General features: G+C 74.8%; 20 protein-coding genes. 16 read left to right on the forward strand and 4 right to left on the reverse strand.

Annotated elements, in window-relative coordinates; genetic code table 11:
* Positions 1-15: 15 nt before the first annotated feature.
* Positions 16-387 (forward strand): holo-ACP synthase, encoded by a 372-nt coding sequence (locus ACZ3IG_RS09950; RefSeq protein ID WP_403533320.1) that lies wholly within the window; start codon positions 16-18, stop codon positions 385-387.
* Between the two features lie 7 nt (positions 388-394).
* Here ACZ3IG_RS09950 and ACZ3IG_RS09955 read toward each other — a convergent pair whose 3' ends face one another.
* The gene (locus ACZ3IG_RS09955; protein ID WP_467430630.1) at positions 395-1,003 is read right to left on the reverse strand and encodes a helix-turn-helix domain-containing protein; all 609 of its coding nucleotides are present in this window, start codon (positions 1,001-1,003) and stop codon (positions 395-397) included.
* Positions 987-1,670: a TetR/AcrR family transcriptional regulator gene (locus ACZ3IG_RS09960; protein ID WP_467430632.1), complete on the reverse strand. Its 684-nt coding sequence runs from the start codon at positions 1,668-1,670 to the stop codon at positions 987-989. Before ACZ3IG_RS09960 ends, ACZ3IG_RS09955 begins: the two co-directional genes overlap by 17 nt.
* 113 nt (positions 1,671-1,783) lie before the next feature.
* Here ACZ3IG_RS09960 and ACZ3IG_RS09965 point away from each other — a divergent pair, with 113 nt between their 5' ends.
* From ACZ3IG_RS09965 to ACZ3IG_RS09995, 7 genes are all read left to right on the forward strand, one after another.
* Positions 1,784-2,896 (forward strand): FAD-dependent oxidoreductase, encoded by a 1,113-nt coding sequence (locus tag ACZ3IG_RS09965; protein ID WP_467430634.1) that lies wholly within the window; start codon positions 1,784-1,786, stop codon positions 2,894-2,896.
* Positions 2,897-3,040: 144 nt separating this feature from the next.
* Positions 3,041-4,288 carry a hypothetical protein gene (locus ACZ3IG_RS09970; protein ID WP_467430635.1) on the forward strand — a complete coding sequence of 416 codons (1,248 nt, stop codon included), beginning with the start codon at positions 3,041-3,043 and terminating at the stop codon, positions 4,286-4,288.
* A 56-nt stretch (positions 4,289-4,344) separates the two neighbouring features.
* Positions 4,345-5,817, forward strand: coding sequence for an NAD(P)H-hydrate dehydratase (locus ACZ3IG_RS09975; RefSeq protein ID WP_467430636.1), 1,473 nt, complete (start codon positions 4,345-4,347; stop codon positions 5,815-5,817).
* 926 nt (positions 5,818-6,743) lie between these two features.
* Positions 6,744-7,913: an alanine racemase gene (gene alr / locus ACZ3IG_RS09980; protein ID WP_467430638.1), complete on the forward strand. Its 1,170-nt coding sequence runs from the start codon at positions 6,744-6,746 to the stop codon at positions 7,911-7,913.
* 47 nt (positions 7,914-7,960) lie between these two features.
* Positions 7,961-9,226, forward strand: a complete 1,266-nt coding sequence (locus tag ACZ3IG_RS09985; protein ID WP_467430639.1) for an alpha/beta fold hydrolase — start codon at positions 7,961-7,963, stop codon at positions 9,224-9,226.
* Complete coding sequence (gene tsaE / locus ACZ3IG_RS09990; RefSeq protein WP_467430641.1) at positions 9,183-9,716, forward strand: tRNA (adenosine(37)-N6)-threonylcarbamoyltransferase complex ATPase subunit type 1 TsaE; 534 nt, start codon at positions 9,183-9,185, stop codon at positions 9,714-9,716. The genes ACZ3IG_RS09985 and tsaE overlap by 44 nt, the downstream gene beginning before the upstream one ends.
* A 187-nt stretch (positions 9,717-9,903) precedes the next feature.
* Entirely contained in the window at positions 9,904-10,053 is a 150-nt protein-coding gene (locus tag ACZ3IG_RS09995; RefSeq protein WP_467430643.1) for a hypothetical protein, read from the forward strand.
* A 20-nt stretch (positions 10,054-10,073) separates the two neighbouring features.
* Here the strand turns inward: ACZ3IG_RS09995 and ACZ3IG_RS10000 are convergent, their stop codons facing one another.
* Entirely contained in the window at positions 10,074-10,655 is a 582-nt protein-coding gene (locus ACZ3IG_RS10000; protein WP_467430644.1) for a hypothetical protein, read from the reverse strand.
* Between the two features lie 143 nt (positions 10,656-10,798).
* On the opposite strand from ACZ3IG_RS10000, the gene tsaB reads away from it, so the two are divergent.
* The 4 genes from tsaB to ACZ3IG_RS10020 are packed head-to-tail and all read left to right on the forward strand — an operon-like array spanning position 10,799 to position 13,320.
* Positions 10,799-11,452 (forward strand): tRNA (adenosine(37)-N6)-threonylcarbamoyltransferase complex dimerization subunit type 1 TsaB, encoded by a 654-nt coding sequence (gene tsaB / locus ACZ3IG_RS10005; RefSeq protein ID WP_467430645.1) that lies wholly within the window; start codon positions 10,799-10,801, stop codon positions 11,450-11,452.
* A gap of 35 nt (positions 11,453-11,487) precedes the next feature.
* Positions 11,488-11,982 carry a ribosomal protein S18-alanine N-acetyltransferase gene (gene rimI / locus ACZ3IG_RS10010; RefSeq protein WP_467431634.1) on the forward strand — a complete coding sequence of 165 codons (495 nt, stop codon included), beginning with the start codon at positions 11,488-11,490 and terminating at the stop codon, positions 11,980-11,982.
* A complete protein-coding gene (tsaD, locus tag ACZ3IG_RS10015) occupies positions 11,975-13,066 on the forward strand; it encodes a tRNA (adenosine(37)-N6)-threonylcarbamoyltransferase complex transferase subunit TsaD (RefSeq protein ID WP_467430646.1) in 1,092 nt (363 codons plus the stop codon). Before rimI ends, tsaD begins: the two co-directional genes overlap by 8 nt.
* Complete coding sequence (locus tag ACZ3IG_RS10020) at positions 13,063-13,320, forward strand: hypothetical protein (protein WP_467430648.1); 258 nt, start codon at positions 13,063-13,065, stop codon at positions 13,318-13,320. Before tsaD ends, ACZ3IG_RS10020 begins: the two co-directional genes overlap by 4 nt.
* A 186-nt stretch (positions 13,321-13,506) precedes the next feature.
* On the opposite strand, the gene ACZ3IG_RS10025 is transcribed toward ACZ3IG_RS10020, so the two are convergent.
* The gene (locus tag ACZ3IG_RS10025) at positions 13,507-15,822 is read right to left on the reverse strand and encodes a beta-xylosidase/alpha-l-arabinosidase (protein WP_467430649.1); all 2,316 of its coding nucleotides are present in this window, start codon (positions 15,820-15,822) and stop codon (positions 13,507-13,509) included.
* Positions 15,823-15,968: 146 nt separating this feature from the next.
* On the opposite strand from ACZ3IG_RS10025, the gene ACZ3IG_RS10030 reads away from it, so the two are divergent.
* The 4 genes from ACZ3IG_RS10030 to ACZ3IG_RS10045 all read left to right on the forward strand — a co-directional run bounded on the left by ACZ3IG_RS10030 (position 15,969) and on the right by ACZ3IG_RS10045 (position 20,160).
* Positions 15,969-17,018: a LacI family DNA-binding transcriptional regulator gene (locus ACZ3IG_RS10030; RefSeq protein WP_467430651.1), complete on the forward strand. Its 1,050-nt coding sequence runs from the start codon at positions 15,969-15,971 to the stop codon at positions 17,016-17,018.
* A gap of 184 nt (positions 17,019-17,202) precedes the next feature.
* On the forward strand, positions 17,203-18,213 hold the full coding sequence (locus tag ACZ3IG_RS10035; protein WP_467430654.1) for an LCP family protein: 1,011 nt from the start codon (positions 17,203-17,205) through the stop codon (positions 18,211-18,213).
* 195 nt (positions 18,214-18,408) lie between these two features.
* Complete coding sequence (locus ACZ3IG_RS10040) at positions 18,409-18,765, forward strand: YciI family protein (RefSeq protein ID WP_467430656.1); 357 nt, start codon at positions 18,409-18,411, stop codon at positions 18,763-18,765.
* A gap of 162 nt (positions 18,766-18,927) precedes the next feature.
* Complete coding sequence (locus tag ACZ3IG_RS10045; RefSeq protein ID WP_467431636.1) at positions 18,928-20,160, forward strand: RNA polymerase sigma factor; 1,233 nt, start codon at positions 18,928-18,930, stop codon at positions 20,158-20,160.
* Positions 20,161-20,333: the final 173 nt, after the last annotated feature.

Raw genomic sequence — 20,333 nt, forward strand, 5'->3', positions numbered from 1 at the left:
CCGTAGGGTGCCCGCATGAGCATCATCGGGGTCGGGATCGACGTGGCGGAGATCGAGCGGTTCGCGGCGTCGTTGGAGCGTACGCCCGCGTTGGCCGGGCGGCTCTTCCTGGAGAGCGAGTTGCTGCTGCCGGGCGGTGCGCGGCGCGGGGTCGCCTCGCTGGCCGCCCGGTTCGCGGCGAAGGAAGCGCTGGCCAAGGCGCTGGGGGCGCCCGCAGGGCTGCTCTGGACCGACGCCGAGGTCTACGTCGAGGACAGCGGGCGGCCCCGGCTGCGGGTGACCGGGACGGTGGCGGCCCGGGCCGCCGAGCTGGGTGTGACCTCGTGGCACGTGTCGCTGAGCCATGACGCCGGGGTGGCGTCGGCCGTGGTGATCGCGGAGGGGTGAACGCCGGTCAGTCCCGCGTCGGGCGGACCCTGACGTGCATGCGCTCGCCCTGGGCGCCGTACAGCGCGATCCACTCCACCGGGCGGTCGCCCGCGTTGGCCAGGCCGTGCGGGACGCGGGTGTCGAACTCCGCCGACTCGCCCGCCGCGAGGACCAGGTCGCGGTCGCCGAGGGCGAGCAGCAGGCGGCCGGAGAGGACGTACAGCCACTCGTGGCCCTCGTGGGAGCCCTGCTCGGGGCGGGTGGTGCGCGGGGCGGCCGGGGCCGGGAGGATCTGCTTGTAGGCGTGCAGGCCGCCGAGGTGCGGGGCCGGGGTGAGGGGGATCCAGGTCTGGCCGTGGCGGACGAAGGGCCGGGGGTGGACGCGGGGGTCGCCGGTGCGGGAGCCGACCAGTTCGTCCAGGGAGACGCGGTACGCCTCGGCCAGCGGCAGCAGATGACGCAGGGTCGGCTCGCGTTGCCCCGACTCCAGCCGGGACAGGGTGCTCACGGAGATGCCGGTGGCCGCGCCGAGCTGGGCCAGCGTGGTGCCGCGGGCCTGGCGCAGGGCGCGCAGGCGGGGGCCGAGGCCGGCCAGCACCGTTGGCGGACCGCTCTGCTCACGCGGGTCGTTCACGGGACACGATGCCGGTGAGGATGAGGTCGATGCCGGCCAGGAACTCCACCCGGTCGTCGTGGTGGGGCAGGTCGCCCGCGATGTCCCGGACGAACCGGTACTCCTCGGGGTCGAGGTCCGCCCAGGCCGCCGCCATCGCGGTCAGGAACTCGGTCCGGTCGGTGCCCGGCTCGACCGTACGGGCGCTGGCCGCGTTCTGTCCGGCCACTCCGACGACGTAGTTCAGCAGCGCGGACGCCGCCGTGAACTGGACGGCGCGGGGTACGCCGAGCGCCTGGACCTGGCGGCCGAGGCGTTCGAAGATCCGCAGGATCGGCGCGTCCATGGAGGAGCGGGCGAGCTGCGCGCCGACCCACGGATGGGCCTCGATCGCGTCGAACACGCCGAGCGCGGTGGCGCGGACGGCGTCCCGCGGGGAGGTGCCGGCGGCCGCCGGGGACACGGCGGCGGTGACGACCGCGTCGGTGGCGGCGTGCAGGAGTTCGTCCTTGCCGGTGACGTGCCAGTAGATCGCGCCGGGCCCGGTGGCGAGCCGCTCGGCGAGGGCGCGGAAGGTGAGCCCGCTCTCGCCCGCCGCGTCGAGCAGTCCGATCGCGGCCTCGACGATGCGCTCGCGGGAGAGCGGGTGCTCGCGTCGCTCGGTGCGGCGGGTCCTGGTGGCTGCCATGCGCTCATCCTCCCACAGGGCTGGAACCTCGTTCCAGCTTGACTTTCCTGGAACGGCGTTCCAGGGTGGCCGGAGACGCACTGGAACGTCATTCCAACGTTATGGAGGCTGTCATGACCACCGACATCACGATCATCGGCGCCGGGCTCGGGGGACTGGCTCTCGCCCGCGTCCTGCATGTCCACGGCATTCCCGTCACCGTCTACGAGGCGGAGGCGTCGGCAGACGCCCGCGCGCAGGGCGGGATGCTCGACATCCACGACCACAACGGGCAGCTCGCCCTCAAGGCGGCCGGTCTGTACGAGGAGTTCCGCGGCCTCGTCCTGGAGGGCCGCCAGGCATCCCGCGCCCTCGCCCCGGACGGGACCGTCCTGCTCGACGAACCCGACGACGGCACGGGGGGACGCCCCGAGGTGCAACGCGGTGAGCTGCGGCGACTGCTGCTCGACTCGCTGCCGGAGGGCACCGTGCGGTGGGGGCGCAAGGTGAGCGGCGTCCGGGCGCTGGGCGAGGGCCGGCACGAGGTGGCCTTCGCCGACGGCGCGACCGCTCTGACGGAGCTGCTGGTCGGCGCGGACGGGGCCTGGTCGCGGGTGCGGCCGGCGCTGTCCGCCGCGACACCCGAGTACACCGGCACCTCGTATGTCGAGACGTACCTGTACGACGCCGACACCCGGCACCCGGCCACCGCGCGGGCGGTCGGCGGCGGGGCGATGTACGCGCTCGCGCCGGGCAAGGGCGTCATGGCCCACCGGGAGCGCGGGGGCACCCTGCACACGTACGTGGCGCTGACCAAGCCGCTGGAGTGGTTCGACGCCGTCGGCGTCGACGAGATGACGGCGGAGTTCGAGGGCTGGACGCCGGAGCTGACCGCGCTGATCACCGACGGCGAGACCCCGCCGGTGCACCGGCCGCTGTACACACTGCCGGCCGGACACCGCTGGGCGCGGGTGCCCGGCGTGACGCTGCTCGGGGACGCCGCGCACCTCATGATCCCGTCCGGGGAGGGCGCCAACCTGGCCCTGTACGACGGGGCCCGGCTCGGCGAGCTGCTCGCCGGGCACCCCGACGACCGGGAGGGCGCGCTCGCGGCGTACGAGGAGGAGATGTTCGCGCGCAGTGCCGCCGAGGCGGTCGGGGCGGGGCGGCTGCACGAGCTGATGTTCGGCGCGGACTCGCCCCACGGCTTGCTCGACCTGTTCACCGGAGGCGAGCGGTCCGCCTGACGGGGAAGGGCGGTCCGCCGTCAGTGCTTTCCCTCCAGTTGCCTCTCCGGACTCCTGGAAGAAATCGAGGTGACCTAACGTCAGTCACCTTTCTTTCCTCCTTCTTTCCCCCGGTTCCGGCGACGGAGAAACAATCGGTGTCCGATGCCAGGTGATTTTCGGCGCAATACGCTCAAGGTGACCGGGCGGGCCGAGGACGACGCACACCGCGTCCCCCTGTCCCGCCTGCGGCAGCCGGACGCCGCGCTGCTCGTGAACGGCCGCCGGGTGGCGGACGACCCGCGGGCGGTGGCCGAAGTACAGCGCCGGGCGGGCAACCGCGCCACCGCCCGCACCGTACGGCTCCGGATGGACCGGCACAACGTGCTGGACCTCACCGCGGCCGCCGTTTACGACGAAGCCGCCGGGTCCGTCACCCCGCGCGGGCGGAGCGCGGCGCTCCGGAACATCGTGTGGGCGGAGCACTGGGCGCCCATTTCGGAGGTGTGCCGGAAACACAAGTACACCATCGCCGTCCGGCAGGCCGGCGAGTATTCCATCCGGCGTATCGCGGAAGGCGCCAAAGCCAAACCGCACGACGTCCTGGAGAAATCGATCAAGCCGTCCTCCGTCCGCCAGGCCTACGGTACGGAGTCCGGGCAGGCGGAGAGCGACCCGGCGACCGTACTGCGCTGGCTGACCACCCACGACCTGGACGGTTTCGTCGGCCACTGGAACGAGCGGGGCCTGGCCGGCGTGCGGATCGACCACCCGCCGCAGCCGGTCCTGGACGCCGGGATCGTGCGGACCGGCGCCCAGGGGGAGCAGTACGTCCCGATCGACATGAAGGCGCCCGGCGGCGGCCCACAGCTGAGGCGTCTGAAGACCGACCCGAACTGGAAGCAGTACCTCTACACCGGGGACTACGACCTGCACGAGGCGTACGCCGCGACCGGTGGCACGAACGGTGGCCAGATCGCCGAGGCCACCCCCGAGAAGGCCAAGCTGCTCAGCCGTCTCAACGACGGCATCGCGAGCGGCGCCCGGGAGAAGGTGGTGCGCGGCGGCACCGCCGCCGTGGGCCCGCGCGGGCTGCACATGGCGAGCGGCTCCGACTACGCCATGTTCCAGCACGGCGACCAGGCCACCTACCGGATGAACCAGTACCTGGAGGCGCGGGCGCTGGAGGAACCGGTCGGCCGGCAGGCGGCGCAACTGGTGCGGGCGGTCGCCACCGAGAGCGACGAGCCCCTGGCGTGGTGCCGCATGGGGCAGTGGTACGTGACCATGAACCGCGAGGAACACGCGGTCCTGCGGGACCGCTGGAAACTGGCCGTGCCCCACACCTGGGGTGACGCGGAGCAGGAACGCACCGCCCGCGGCGGTTACCGCACCGCCCGCTACACGGACTGACCGCCGCCCCTGCTGTCCCCGCGTTTCGCCGCGCGGTGCGGGGCACACTCGGACCCATGCGGACTGCGTACAGCGTGGAGACGGTCAGGACGGCGGAGCGGGCGGCGATGGCGCGGCTGCCCGAGGGAGCCTTGATGCGACGCGCGGCGGCCGGGCTCGCCGCCGCCTGCGCCGAACTGCTCGGCCGGGTGCCGGGCCGGGTGTACGGCAGCCGGGTGGTGCTGCTGGTCGGCAGCGGCGACAACGGCGGCGACGCCCTGTACGCCGGTGCGCGGCTGGCCCGGCGGGGCGCGGGCGTGACCGCCGTCCTGCTCGCGCCCGAGCGGGCGCACGCCGGGGGGCTCGCGGCGCTGCGCCGGGCGGGCGGGAGCGCGGCGGGCGCGGATTCCGGGGCGGGGCTGATCGAGCGGGCCGACCTGGTCGTCGACGGCATCGTCGGGATCGGCGGCAAGGGCGGGCTGCGGCCGGAGGCGGTGCCGCTCGCCGAGGCGGCGGAGCGGGCGCGGGCCGCCGTGGTCGCCGTGGACCTGCCGAGCGGGGTGGACGCGGACACGGGGCAGGTGCGGGGGGCGGCCGTGCGGGCCGACCTGACCGTGACGTTCGGGACGCACAAGCCGGGGCTGCTGATCGACCCGGCGCGGGAGCACGCCGGGTCGGTGCGGCTCGTCGACATCGGGCTGGAACTGGACGGGACGCCGGCGCTGGAGGCGGTGCAGCACGCGGACGTGGCGCGGCTGCTGCCGGTGCCGGGGGCGGAGAGCGACAAGTACCGGCGGGGGGTGGTCGGCATCGCCGCCGGGTCGGCCCGCTATCCCGGCGCCGCGGTGCTCGCGGTGTCGGGCGCGCTGCGGGGCGGGGCGGGTGCGGTGCGGTACGTCGGCCCGGCCGGGGACGCGGTGATCGCCCGGTTCCCCGAGACGCTCGTGTCCGACCGGGGACCGGAACGGGCGGGGCGGGTCCAGGCCTGGGTGGTCGGACCGGGGGCCGGTGACGACGCCGGGACGGTGGCGGAGGTGGTCGCGGCGGACGTGCCGGTGCTGATCGACGCGGACGGGCTGCGGCTGGCGGACGCCGGGGCGGTACGGGCCCGGACGGCGCCGACGCTGATGACGCCGCACGCCGGGGAGGCGGCGGCGCTGCTCGGGGTGAGCCGCGAGGAGGTCGAGGGTGCGCGGCTGGCGGCGGTGCGGGAACTGGCGGGGCGGTACGGGGCGACGGTGCTGCTGAAGGGGTCGACGACCTTGGTCGCGGGGGCGGGCGGGGGGCCCGTGCGGGTCAACGGGACGGGGACGCCCTGGCTGGCCACGGCCGGCAGCGGCGACGTGCTGTCCGGGCTGGCGGGGTCCTTGCTGGCGGCGGGGCTGTCGGCGGTGGACGCGGGGAGCGCGGGGGCGTATCTGCACGGGCTGGCGGGGAGGCTCGCGGCGACGGGGGCGCCGACGGGGGCGCACGACGTGGCGGCGGCGATTCCTCGGGCTTGGCGGGATGTGCGGGATGCGCGGGATGCGCGGGGTGCATGGGGTGCGTGAGGTGCCCGGGATGGGCGGGGCGGTTGGCGGGGTGCAAGGGTGCCCGGAGTGCTCGGGGTGCGGGGTGTTTGCGGGGGTGCAGGGGTGCGCCGGAGCGGTCGGGGTGCGGGGTGTTTGCGGGGTGCAGGGGTGCGCCGGAGCGGTCGGGGTGCGGGGTGTTTGCGGGGTGCAGGGGTGCGCCGGAGTGCTCGGGGTGCGGGGTGTTTGCGGGGTGCAGGGGTGCGCCGGAGCGGTCGGGGTGCAGGGTGTTCGCGGGGGTGCACGGGTGCCCGGAGGTCGGGGTGCATGGGGTGCGTGAGGTGCACCGGGTGTGCGGTTCGCGGGATGCGCCGGGTGCACAGGGGCCCGGAGCGCTCGGGATGCGCCGGGTGCACGGGGTGCCCGGAGCACTCGGGGTGTGCGGGCTGTAGGGGGTGTGCGGGGTGTGGGGTGCGCGGAGCGCGTGGGATGCACGGGTGTGCGGGGTGTGCGGAACGTGCGGCATGTACGTGGGTGACGTGCAGGCCGGTCACGGGGCACGGGGGCACGAGGCCACGGGGACGGCGGGGCCGCAGGGCCCACGGTGCCACGGGGAACGTGGTGCCGGTGCCGGTGCCCGTGCCCGTGCCCGTGCCGGTGCCCGTGCCCGTGCCCCTGCCCGTGGCAGGGCGCGCGGTGTCGGTGCCGGCGCCGGTGGTGTACGCCTCCGCCCGGCCGCCGGTGTTGTACGCCTCCGCCGGCCGCCGGTGTTGTACGCCTCCGCCGGCCGCCGGTGTTGTACGCCTCCGCCGGCCGCCGGTGGTGTACACCCCCTCCGGCCGCCGGTGGAGCACGCCCCCGCCCGGCCGCCGGTGGTGTACGCCCCCGCCCGGCCGCCGGCGGCGTACGCCCCCGCCGGAGACATCCCCGGCCGCCCTGTCCGACCCCTCTGAGACACTGGCCCCACGATGAGTGAGACAACCGCCCGCCGGGGCGCCGCCCTGCGGGCCCGGGCCGAGATCGATCTGGACGCCCTGCGGGGCAACGTGCGCACCCTGCGCGCACTGCTCGCGCCGGGCGCGGAGCTGATGGCCGTGGTGAAGGCCGACGCCTACGGCCACGGCGCGATCCCGTGCGCCCGCGCGGCGGTCGAGGCAGGCGCCACCTGGCTCGGTACCGCCACCCCGCAGGAGGCCCTCGCGCTGCGCGCCGACGCCGGGCTGCCGGACGACCTCCGGATCATGTGCTGGCTCTGGACGCCCGGAGGGCCCTGGCAGGAGGCGGTCGAGGCCGGTCTCGACGTCTCCGTCAGCGGCATGTGGGCCCTGCGCGAGGTCGAGGACGCCGCCCGGCGCGCCGGGCGTCCGGCGCGGGTGCAGCTCAAGGCCGACACCGGGCTCGGCCGCAGCGGCTGCCAGCCGGGCCCCGACTGGCACGAGCTGGTCGGCGCCGCCCTGCGCGCCGAGGACGCGGGGCTGCTCCGCGTCACCGGACTCTGGTCCCACTTCGCCTGCGCCGACGAGCCCGGCCACCCCTCCATCGCCGCCCAGCTCACCGTCTTCCGGGAGATGACGGCGTACGCCGAGGAGAGCGGCGTGCGCCCCGACGTACGGCACATCGCCAACTCCCCGGCCACCCTCACCCTCCCCGAGGCCCACTTCGACCTCGTACGCACCGGCATCGCGCTCTACGGCCTCTCGCCCAGCCCCGAGCTGGGCACCCCCGCCGACCACGGACTGCGTCCGGTGATGACGCTGTCCGCCTCCCTCGCCCTGGTCAAGGACGTCCCCGGCGGCCACGGCGTCAGCTACGGGCACCACTACACGACCGCCGGCGAGACCACCCTCGGCCTCGTCCCCCTCGGCTACGCGGACGGCATCCCGCGGCACGCCTCCGCCACCGGCCCGGTCCTGGTCGACGGCAAGTGGCGTACGGTGGCGGGCCGGATCGCGATGGACCAGTTCGTGGTCGACCTCGGCGGCGACCGGCCGGCGGCCGGTGCCGAGGCGGTGCTGTTCGGACCGGGCGACCGGGGCGAGCCCACCGCCGAGGACTGGGCGCAGGCCGCGGGCACCATCGGGTACGAGATCGTCACCCGGATCGGGGCCCGGGTGCCGCGCGTCCATGTGCGTGAGTGACGTGCGTGATCGTGCGTGAGTGACCCGGTGGCGAGGAGGAGCGGTACGTGAGCGAGAGCAGCGGGGAGACCGTCGCCGCGGCGGCCGTCGCCGAGGTCGCCGAGGCCGCCGTCGAGGTCGCCGCCGGCGGCTGGCGCCGGGCGACCGGCATAGCGGGCGTCGCGATAGGCGTGGTCGCGGCGGGCGCCGCGGCCGGCGTCGCGATAGAGCGGCTCACCGTCGGCCGCGGCATGCGCCGGCGGGCCCGCCTCGCCCTCGACTCGACGGGCCCCTACGGCGCGCTGCGCGGCATACCCGGCCAGGTGTACGCCGACGACGGCACCGAGCTGTACTACGAGATCGACGACGTCGAACCGGAGGACGGGACCGCGCCGCGCCGCCGCCGGCTCTTCGGCCGCAAGGCCCCCGTCCCCGTGACCGTCGTCTTCTGCCACGGCTACTGCCTCAGCCAGGACTCCTGGCACTTCCAGCGCGCCGCCCTGCGCGGCGTCGTCCGGTCCGTCTACTGGGACCAGCGCAGCCACGGCCGGTCCGGGCGGGGCGTGTCCCAGGTCCGGGACGGCGAGCCGGTCAGCATCGAGGACCTGGGCCGCGACCTGAAGGCGGTCATCGACGCCACCGTCCCCGAGGGACCGATCGTGCTGGTCGGGCACTCGATGGGCGGGATGACCGTGATGGCCCTGGCCGACGAGTTCCCCGAGCTGATCCGCGAGCGCGTCGTCGGCGTCGCGCTGGTCGGCACCTCGTCGGGGCGGCTCGGCGAGGTCAACTTCGGACTCCCCGTGGCCGGCGTGAACGCCGTGCGGCGGATACTGCCGGGCGTGCTGAAGGCGCTGGGGCAGCGGGCCGAACTGGTGGAGCGGGGACGCCGGGCGACCGCGGACCTGTTCGCCGGGATCATCAAGCGGTACTCCTTCGCGGCCCGGGACGTCGATCCGGCCGTCGCCCGGTTCGCCGAGCGCATGATCGAGTGCACGCCGATCGACGTCGTCGCCGAGTACTACCCGGCCTTCGACGACCACGACAAGACGGCGGCCCTCGTCCGCTTCCAGGACATACCCGTCCTGGTGCTGGCCGGCGTGCGGGACCTGGTGACGCCCAGCGAGCACAGCGAGGCCATCGCCGGCGAGTTGCCGGACGCGGAACTGGTCCTCGTACCGGACGCCGGGCACCTGGTGATGCTGGAGCACCCGGAGGTGGTCACCGACCGCCTCGCCGACCTGCTCGTCCGCGTCGGCGCCGTCCCCTCAGGGGCTACCGTGGGTGGCTATGGAAGCACCAGCAGCCCCGCAGGGCCCGGACAGCCCGGCTGAGCAGACCCCTGCCGCAGAGATCACCGTCACCTCCCCCGAGCAGATGCGCGAGCTGGGCCGCCGCCTGGCCAAGCTGCTGCGCCCCGGCGACCTCGTGATGCTCAGCGGCGAGCTGGGCGCCGGCAAGACCACACTGACCCGGGGACTCGGCGAGGGCCTCGGCGTGCGCGGCGCCGTCACCTCCCCGACGTTCGTCATCGCCCGCGTCCACCCCTCCCTCGGCGACGGCCCGCCGCTGGTCCACGTCGACGCCTACCGGCTGTCCGGCGGCCTGGACGAGATGGAGGACCTCGACCTGGACGTCTCGCTGCCGGACTCCGTGATCGTCGTGGAGTGGGGCGAGGGCAAGGTCGAGGAGCTGACTGACGACCGGCTCCAGCTCGTCATCCACCGTGCCGTCGGCGACACCACCGACGAGGTGCGGCACGTCACGCTGACCGGGATCGGCGCGCGCTGGGCATCGGCCGACCTGACGGTCCTGACCGCCTGAGCCGACCAGACCTCCCCCCCGGCTCGCCCCCCCCCGGCTAGCCGCCGGCTCCTCCCCTGCTTCCCGATACTTCCCGACAACACGTCGGGAACATATTGCGTTCCGCGTGCTGCCCGTGGTCACATGGTATCCAGCACGTGGTTAGGCATGCCTAACCACGCCCGCCCCCGAGCGTCAGGAGGCGACCATGTCGGCTTCGCAGACCCAGCCGGTCCAGGTGCCCATGCGCGAGCTGCTGGCCGCCTGCGCCGCGGCCCGGACCATCTCCACACCGCCGCGCGCACCCGAGCCCGAGCCCCGGCGGCAGCCCGCGCCACAACACCGCGACGCCGCCTGAGCCGGGCCGCCGCGCGGCACTCAGCGGACGACGACGACCTTCTGTCCGATCGTCGCGAAGTCCCACATGGCGTCGCCGTCCGCGCGTGTCTCCCGGATGCCGCCCGTCTTCGCGCCCGGCGCGGCCTTCTCCGTCGAGCCGTCCACCGCCGCGCTGAACCCGATGACCACCCCGTCGACGCTGGTGAAGCGCACGACGTGCTCGACCGGGACGCCGTCGGAGCCGGTGACGCGCTTGGAGCGGGAGGTGACCGCGTAGGTGCCCGGCGCCGGGTCCACCGTGCTGGGCGTGACCCGGAAGGTGCGCTGGACCCGGTCGCCCGCGCCGACCAGCCAGACCCGGTCGTCGTCCACCGAGTACACCACTCGTTCACCCGTTCCGGACCTCCTCGGCAGGGCCTCGGGGTGCCGCTTGTCGCGCGGTGCCCCGGAAGCCCCGGAAGCCCCAGGGGCTCCGGAGACGCCGGGGGAGGGGGAGGCGCTCGCGCGCGGCCCGCCCAGTTCGGCCGGGACGGTCGCCGACGCCTGGTAGGCGAGGAAACCGATCACGGCCAGGGCCGCCGCGGTGAGCCCGGTGACCATCACGGAGCTGCTGCTTGGCACTGACGACCACCTCGGCGTCGTACGGGACGCGGCGGACGCCGTCCCGCGCCGCGCCGTCACTGATTCCGTAGCGACGGTAGCAGTCCGTGACCTCCCGACCGGCCCGGCCGACACGGCTGTCCGGGCCGCCGTAGGCTGTCCGTGTGCTCTTGCTCGCTCTGGATACCGCCACCCCAGCCGTCACCGTCGCGCTGCACGACGGCACGGACGTCATCGCCTCCGCCGGCCAGGTGGACGCGCGCCGCCACGGTGAGCTGCTGCTGCCCGCCGTCGACCGGATGCTCGCCGAGACCGGGCTGCGGCTCGACGCGGTCACCGGCGTCGTCGCCGGCACCGGCCCCGGGCCGTACACGGGGCTGCGCGTCGGCCTGATGACCGCCGACACCCTCGGGCTCGCGCTCGGCGTGCCCGTGCACGGAGTGTGCACGCTGGACGGCCTCGCCTACGCCGCCGACCTGGAGGGCCCCTTCGTGGTGGCGACCGACGCCCGCCGCAAAGAGGTCTACTGGGCCCGCTACGCCGACTCCCGCACCCGGCTCACCGACCCGGCCGTGGACCGCCCCGCCGACATCGCGGAGGAGGTCGCGGGCCTCCCGGCGGTCGGCGCGGGCGCGCTGCTGTACCCGGACACCTTCCCCCAGGCCCACGAGCCCGAGCACGTCTCCGCCGCCGCCCTCGCCCGCCTGGCCGCCGAGCGGCTCGCGGCCGGCGAGGAACTGCCCCCGCCCCGGCCGCTCTACCTGCGCCGCCCCGACGCCCAGGTCCCCAAGAACTACAAGGTGGTCACCCCCAAGTGACCGCCCCAGTGAGCCCGACCGCCGCACTGCGCGAGATGCGCTGGTGGGACATCGACCCGGTGCTGCTCCTGGAACGGGAGCTGTTCCCCGAGGACGCCTGGTCCCGGGGCATGTTCTGGTCCGAACTGGCACACGCCCGGGGCCCGGCGGCGACCCGCCGCTACGTCGTCGCCGAGGAACCCGCCGACGGCCGGATCGTCGGCTACGCGGGACTCGTCGCCTCCTCCAGCGACCAGGCCGACGTCCAGACCATCGCCGTGGCCCGCGACCAGTGGGGCACCGGCCTCGGCTCCCGGCTGCTGACCGAACTGCTCCGCGCGGCTACCGCCTTCGAGTGCGCCGAGGTGATGCTGGAGTGCCGCGTCGACAACGTCCGGGCGCAGCGACTCTACGAGCGCTTCGGCTTCGCGCCCATCGGCGTCCGGCGCGGCTACTACCAGCCGGGCAACGTGGACGCCCTGGTGATGCGCCTCACCGACCCGGCGAACTCCGTACCCGATCCCGTACAAGGAACCGAGACCCATGGCTGACGAACCCCTGGTACTGGGGATCGAGACCTCCTGCGACGAGACCGGTGTCGGTGTCGTGCGCGGCACCACCCTGCTGGCCGACGCCGTCGCCTCCAGCGTCGACGAGCACGCCCGCTTCGGCGGCGTCGTCCCGGAGGTCGCGAGCCGCGCCCACCTGGAGGCGATGGTCCCCACCATCCAGCGCGCCCTGAAGGACGCCGGGGTCGGCGCCCGCGACCTCGACGGCATCGCCGTCACCGCCGGTCCCGGCCTCGCCGGCGCCCTGCTGGTCGGCGTCTCGGCGGCGAAGGCGTACGCCTACGCGCTGGGCAAGCCGCTCTACGGCGTCAACCACCTCGCCTCGCACATCTGCGTCGACCAGCTGGAACACGGCCCGCTGCCCGAGCCGACGATGGCCCTGCTGGTCTCCGGCGGACACTCCTCGCTGCTGCTCTCCTCCGACATCACCTCCGACGTGCGGCCGATGGGCGCGACCATCGACGACGCGGCCGGCGAGGCGTTCGACAAGATCGCCCGGGTACTGAACCTCGGCTTCCCCGGCGGCCCGGTCATCGACCGCTACGCCCGCGAGGGCGACCCGTCCGCGATCGCGTTCCCGCGCGGTCTGACCGGGCCGCGCGACCCGGCGTACGACTTCTCCTTCTCGGGGCTGAAGACGGCCGTGGCCCGCTGGATCGAGGCGAAGCGGGCGGCGGGGGAGGAGGTGCCGGTGCGCGATGTGGCGGCCTCCTTCCAGGAGGCGGTCGTCGACGTGCTGACCCGCAAGGCCGTGCGGGCCTGCAAGGACGAGGGCGTCGACCACCTGATGATCGGCGGCGGCGTCGCCGCCAACTCCCGGCTGCGGGCGCTGGCCCAGGAGCGCTGCGAGGCGGCCGGCATCCGGCTGCGGGTGCCGCGCCCCAAGCTGTGCACGGACAACGGGGCGATGGTGGCCGCGCTCGGCGCCGAGATGGTCGCCCGCAACCGGGCCGCCTCCGACTGGGACCTGTCGGCGGACTCCTCCCTCCCGGTCACCGACCCGCACGTGCCCGGCCACTCCCACGACCATGTGCACGAGATCGGCGAGGAGAACCTGTACTCATGACCGTCGCCGTGATGTGGGAGGCGCGGGCCGTCCCCGGCCGGGGCGAGGAGCTGCTGGCCTGGGCCCGCGCCCAGGAGCTGCCCGCCGCCCCGCTGCGCCGCGAGACGTTCCGCGCCCCGCAGGACCGCGTCCTCGTCATCACCTGGTGGGACGCGGAGTACGGCGCCGGCCTGCCGGAACTCCCGGAGCCGGCCGAGGACCTGGTCACCCGGGCGGTGCACCGCTGGCGGTTCGAGTCGGTCGCGGAGGACTGACCGGCGTGCAGGAGTGATCCGACGGGTCCCGGCCCTCGCGGCCCTTCCACAGCCGGACCCCGCGCCGGCGTCGGCCCCCTGCGGCGCCCGGCCCACGACCCACGGCCCACGGCCCACGGACCACGGCCCACGGCCCACGGTCCACGGCCCACGGCCCACGGACCGCCGGAGGTTCCGGCGCCGGGCTCACTCCGTGGCCGACACCTCCGTCTCGCAGCGCAGCCGCCGGTCGGAGCCGACCTTCCGTGCGGGTCCCGTGAGGGTGAGCCGGGCCGTGTGCCGTACGTCCGCGCTGGACGCTCCCAGGCGTAGGTCCAGCGCGCCCGGTTCGACCACCCTTCGCCCGGAACGGTCGGTGAAGGAGGAAAGATCCGCATGGAACCGGAACGTCACCCGCCGGGCCTCGCCCGGGGCCAGTTCCAGGCGCCGGTAGCCGATCAGACGGACGTCGGGGCGGGTCACCCGGGCCACCGGGTCGTGCAGGTAGAGCTGCACCACCTCGGCGCCCGCCCGGTCGCCGGTGTTGCGGACGGTCACGGACACGTCGTACGAGCCGTCCGTGCCGATCACGGCGGGCGGCCCGGTGAAGTCCTCCCACGCGAACGCCGTGTACGAGCGCCCGTGTCCGAAGGGGTACAGCGGCGTCGGGTCCAGGTTGCTGACCTCGCCGGCCAGGCCCAGCGGGGGCTGGAGGTAGGTCCACGGCTGGCCGCCGGGCAGCCGCGGCACGCTCACCGGGAGGCGGCCCGACGGGTTGACGCGCCCGGACAGCACGCCCGCCACCGCCGGGCCGCCCTCCTCCCCGGGGAAGAACGCCTGGACCACCGCGCCCAGCCGCCCGTGCCAGCGGCCCAGCGCGTACGGCCGCCCGGTGAGGAGCACCAGGACCACCGGGACGCCGGTGGCGACCAGCGCGTCGAGCAGCTCGCCCTGCACGCCCGGCAGCCGCAGGTCGCTCGCGTCGCAGCCCTCGCCCGAGGTGCCCCGGCCGAACAGGCCCGCCCGGTCGCCCAGTACGGCCACGCACACGTCGGCCTCGGTGGCCCGCGCCACCGCCTCCGCGATGCCGGCGGTGTCCGGCTCCGAGGTGTCGCAGCCCTCGGCGAAGGTCACCTTGGCGTCCGGGAGTTCGGACCGCAGGGACTCCAGGACGGTCGGGATGTCGATGCCGGCCGGGGTGCCGGGGTGGCTGGGCAGGACGTGGGACGGGAAGGAGTAGCAGCCGAGCATCGCCAGCGCGTCGTCGGCCCGGGGGCCGACCACCGCGATCCGGGTGTCGGGGGCCAGCGGCAGCAGGCCGCCGGGGTTGTCGAGGAGGACGACCGACTCCTCGGCCAGGCGGCGGGCGAGGGCCCGGTTGGCGGGGGAGTCCAGGTCGACGGGGCCGTCGCCGGCGGGCGGCGCGGGCGTCCAGTCCTCGTCCAGCAGGCCCAGTTCGCACTTCTGGAGCAGGACGCGCCGCGCCGACTGTTCGATCAGCGCCTCGGGGACCTCGCCCGCCCGGACCGCTTCGAGCAGCGGGGTGCCGTAGCACTTGACCGTCGGCAGCTCCACGTCGATGCCGGCCGCGAGGGCGAGGTGGGCCGCCTCGGCGGGGCTCCCGGCGACGCGGTGCAGGGACTGGAGGAAGTTGACGCCGAAGTAGTCGGCGACCACCGTGCCGGTGAAGCCCCACTCCTCGCGCAGCAGGCCGGTCAGCAGCGCCGGGTCGGCCGAGGCGGGCACCCCGTCGGTCTCGGTGTACGCCGCCATCACCGACCGGGCGCCGCCCTCGCGCAGGGCCAGCTCGAACGGGGGCAGAGTCACGTCCGCCAGCTCCCGCACCCCGGCCCGCACCGGCGCGAGGTTGCGCGCCCCCGCCGACGCGGCGTACCCGGCGAAGTGCTTGAGCGTGGCGACGATCCCGGCCGACTCCAGCCCCCGCACATAGGCGGCGCCGACCGTGCCGACCAGGTACGGGTCCTCGCCGATGGTCTCCTCCACTCGGCCCCAGCGCGGATCGCGTACGACGTCCAGGACCGGGGCGAGGCCCTGGTGGACGCCGACCGAGCGCAGGTCGCGGCCGATGTGCTGGGCCATCTCCTCGACGAGGTCGGGGTCGAAGGACGCGCCCCAGGCCAGCGGCACCGGGTAGGCGGTGGCCCGCCAGGCGGTGAAGCCGGCCAGGCACTCCTCGTGGGCGAGCGCCGGGATGCCGAAGCGGCCGGCCGCCATGATGCGCCGCTGGGCGCTCGCCAGCGACCGGGCGCCGGCGGCCGGATCGACGGGCGCGGTGCCGAAGGGGCGGGTGAGCTGCCCGAGGCCCCGGGTGATCAGCTCCTCCCAGTCGTACTCCTCGGTCATCTCGCGCTGGAGGGGGGCGACGCCCGCACCGTCCGCGGAGGCGCCCACCCACACGCCGTAGAGCTGGGCGGTCTTCTCCTCCAGGGTCATCCGGGCCAGGAGGTCGTCGACACGGACGGCGGCGGGCAGGGCGGGGTCACGCCAGGGCGCGGTGGTCATGGAACTCCTGTTCCGGGAACTCCGAGGCTCTTACGGTCGATGGACTGAAAGGATTCGAATGTTTCGATGTATCAAGCGAATGTTCCGGGAACCTATGGCCCCGCGCACTCTTCGTCAAGAGGTCCCGCAGGGATACGATCGCCGCCATGACATCCCCGCAGCCCGCTGAAACCCGGACGCGAGGGCGGTCCTCGCAGACCGCGACCCTCGCCGAGATCGCCCGCGAGGCCGGTGTGTCGGCGCCGACTGTTTCGAAGGTCCTCAACGGCCGTGCCGACGTCGCCCCGGCCACCCGTGCCCGGGTGGAGGAGCTGCTGCGCGCCCACGGCTACCGGCGCCGCCGCGCCGAGGCCACCCGCTCGCCCCTGATCGACCTGGTCTTCCACGAACTGGAGAGCGCCTGGGCGATGGAGGTCATCCGGGGCGTGGAGAACGTCGCCCGCGACACCGGCCTCAGCGTCGTGCTGTCGGAGAGCGCGGGCCGGCTCACCCCGGGCCGGACCTGGGCCGACCAGGTCGCCGCCCGCCGCCCGCACGGGGTGGTCCTCGTCCTGTCCGGCCTCGACGAGTCCCAGCGCGCGCTGCTGACCAGCCGTTCCATCCCGTTCGTGGTGATGGACCCGGCCGGCGACCCGGGCGCCGACGTGCCCTCCATCGGCGCCACCAACTGGCAGGGCGGGCTAGCCGCCACCCGGCACCTGGTCGAGCTGGGCCACACCCGCATCGGCGCGATCAGCGGACCCACCCGGATGATGTGCAGCCGCGCCCGCATCGACGGCTACCGGGCCGCGCTGGACACCGCGGGGCTGCCCGCGGACCCCGCCCTGATCCGCACCGGCGACTTCCACCACGAGACCGGCTACCGCCAGGGCCTGGAACTGCTGCGCCGCCCCGACCGGCCCACCGCGGTCTTCGCCGGCAACGACCTCCAGGCGCTCGGCCTGTACGAGGCCGCCCGCGAACTGGGCCTGCGCGTCCCGGAGGACCTGAGCGTGGTCGGCTTCGACGACCTGCCGGTGGCCCGCTGGGTGGGGCCGCCGCTGACGACGGTGCGGCAGCCCCTGACGGAGATGGCCGAGGCCGCCGTCCGGCTGGTGCTCGACCTCGGCCGCGAGGGCGGCTCCGCGGCGGCGACCCGGGTGGAGCTGGCGACCAGCCTGGTGGTGCGCAGCAGTACGGCGCCGCCGACGGCGTAGCCCCGCGCCGGTCGGTCACGGGCCCGAAACTTTCGACTCCCCCGGAAGTCTGAGAATTTCCGCAGAAATGGCCCCCGTGTGTCGCCGCCCGCAACAATTCGGACGTACGTTCTTCCCGGGCGGGCACCCGGTGACGGCACCGTGGGGCGTGGGCAGGGGCGACAGAGCCGACAGGGGCGGACGCATGGGCGGGCGGGCAAGAGGGCTGAAGGTCGCCGGCCTCACGATGGCGGGCCTCCTGCTGCTGGGCGTCGCAGCGGCCGGCTGGGTCTACTGGCACCTCAACGACAACATCACCGGCGTCGACATCAACAGCGCGCTCGGCGACGACCGTCCCGCCCGTGCCACCCCGGAGCCGTCCGCGTCGGCGTCCGTGTCCGCGCGGGCCACCGGCCCCCTCAACATCCTGGTCCTGGGCTCGGACTCGCGCAGCGGCGAGGAGAACGAGGAACTGGGCGGCGGCGACAGCGAGGGCGCCCGCTCCGACACGGCGATGGTCGTCCACCTCGACGCCGGCCGGACCGGCGCCACCGTGGTCAGCATCCCGCGCGACACCCTCGTCACCCGCCCGTCCTGCCCGCTGGCGGACGGCACCTCGACGCGGGAGGCGTACCAGGTCATGTTCAACACCGCCTACGCGGTGGGCGGTCCGGTGTGCGCGGTGAAGACGGTCGAGTCCATGACGGACGTCCGTATGGACCACTACATCGAGATCGACTTCTCCGGTTTCGCCAAGCTGGTGGACGCGCTCGGCGGGGTCACCGTCACCACCGACGAGGACATAGACGACGAGAAGAGCCACCTGACGCTCGACGCGGGCACCCACCACCTCGACGGCACCCAGGCCCTGGGGCTGGCCCGCACCCGGTACGGCATATCCGGCGGCAGCGACCTCGCCCGCATCGAACTCCAGCAGAAGCTGGTCAAGGCGCTGCTGAAGCAGATCTCCGGCACCGACCTGCTCACCGACCCCGCCCGGCTCTACTCCGTCGCCGACGCCGTCACCGGCAGCCTCACCACCGACACCGGCCTGGACTCCCTGGGCGAGCTGACGAGCCTCGGCCAGAGCCTGGGGAGCCTCGCGGAGGACGAGGTGAAGACGGTGACGATGCCGGTCGTGCAGGCCCCTTCCGACGTCAATCGGGTGGTCGCCGACGAGCCGGACGCGAGCGCGCTGTGGGAGTCGCTGCGCTGACCGCGCGAAGCCGACCGCGACCGCCACCGCCACCGCGCGAAGCCGACCGCCACCGCCGCCGCGACCGCGACCGCGCCCGCGCGAAGCCGACCGCGCGAAAAAAAACTCCGCGGCCGTGTCGATCCGGCCGCCTCCCGATCGACGTACGGGTGAGAGGCCGGGACGGACCCCGGCCGCCGACCCCGAGGAGTCACCATGCCCCGCTTCCTGTCGCTGATCCGCGTCGACGAGGTCAACGCCCCCGCCGACGGTCCCAGCCCCGAACTGATGGAACGCATGGGGAAGCTGATGGAGGAGATGACGAAGGCCGGCGTCCACCTCGACGACGGCGGCCTCGCTCCCACCGCCCAGGGCGCCCGCGTCCACTACACGGGCGGACGGCTCTCCGTCACCGACGGCCCGTTCACCGAGACCAAGGAGGTCATCGGCGGGTACGCGATGCTCCAGGCCAAGGACCAGGCCGAGGCCGTCGAGTGGGTCAAGCGCTTCCTGAAGACCCACGAGGAGTACTGGACGATCACCTGCGAGGTGCGGGAGATCATGGGCGGCTGACGCCCGCGGTTGGTCCGGGGCGGCCCACGGTGTTGCATGGGGGCTGTGGAACCACAGCCCACCGCGACAGCCGGGGACGCCCGGACCGCCCGGACCGTTCATACCGCCCAGTCCGCCCAGTCCGCCCAGTCCGCCGAGTCCGCCGAGTCCGCCCAGTCCGTCCTGGAGACCGTCTTCCGCCTGGAGTCCCCGCGCGTCGTCGCCGGCGTCGCCCGCGTCGTCCGCGACCTCGGCATCGCCGAGGAACTCACCCAGGACGCCCTGGTCGCCGCCCTGGAGCGGTGGCCCCGCGACGGCGTCCCCGACAACCCGGGCGCCTGGCTCATGACCACCGCCCGCCGCCGCGCCGTCGACCTGGTGCGCCGCCGGGAGAACTACGCCCGCAAGCTCGCCGAGATCGGCCGGACCCTCGACGACACGGCCCCGCCCGAGGAGCCCGCCGACCCGGATGACATCGACGACGACCTGCTCCGCCTGGTCTTCACCACCTGCCACCCGGTGCTCTCCGCAGAGGCCCGCACCGCCCTCACCCTGCGCCTGCTCGGCGGCCTCACCACCGCCGAGATCGCCCGCGCGTTCCTGGTCCCCGAGCCGACGGTGGCCCAGCGCGTCGTCCGCGCCAAACGCACCCTGGCCACCCGGAACGTCGCCTTCGAGGTGCCGTACGGCCCCGACCGCGAGGCCCGCCTCGGCTCCGTCCTCGACGTCATCTACCTGATCTTCAACGAGGGATACGCGGCCACCGCCGGGGACGACTGGCTCCGCCCCGCGCTCTGCGAGGACGCCCTGCGCCTCGCCCGCCTGCTCTCCGTCCTGATGCCCGAGGAACCGGAGGTGCACGGCCTCACCGCCCTGCTGGAGTTCCAGTCCTCCCGCGCCGCCGCCCGCACCGGCCCCGACGGCGCCCCGGTCCTCCTCAAGGACCAGAACCGCGGCCGCTGGAACCGCCTGCTCATCACCCGCGGCCTCACCGCCCTCGCCCAGGCCGACGCCGCCTCCCCGGGCCCGTACGTCCTCCAGGCCGCGATCGCCGCCTGCCACGCCCAGGCGTACACGTACGAGGAGACCGACTGGCCCCGCATCGCGGCCCTCTACGCCCTGCTCGCCGCCCGCGCCCCGTCCCCGGTCGTGGAGCTGAACCGCGCGGTCGCCGTCTCGATGGCCGAGGGCCCGGCCCCCGCCCTGGAGATCGTCGACGCCCTGGCCGCCGAACCGGCCCTGCGCGCCTACCACTTGCTCCCCAGCGTCCGCGGCGACCTCCTCCACCGCCTGGGCCGTACGGCGGAGGCCCGCGCCGAGTTCGAACGGGCGGCGTCCCTGACCGGCAACGCCCGCGAACGCGAGCTGCTCACCCGGCGTGCGGAGGAGTGCGGTCCGCCCCGCTCCCGCGACTGAACCGGCCTCTTCACCCGCCCGCGACCCACTGTTCACCCAATGATCGACTCGAACACGTGTCCCGAGCGTCCCGCCCGCCCCTACACTGACGCCGCCGCTGTGGAACGGCTGTGAGGTCGACGGGAGAACGCACCGACCCGGCCCCGCGCGGCACTTCTCCGTGACATCGGCAC

This window comes from Streptomyces sp. NPDC016677, assembly GCF_055562815.1.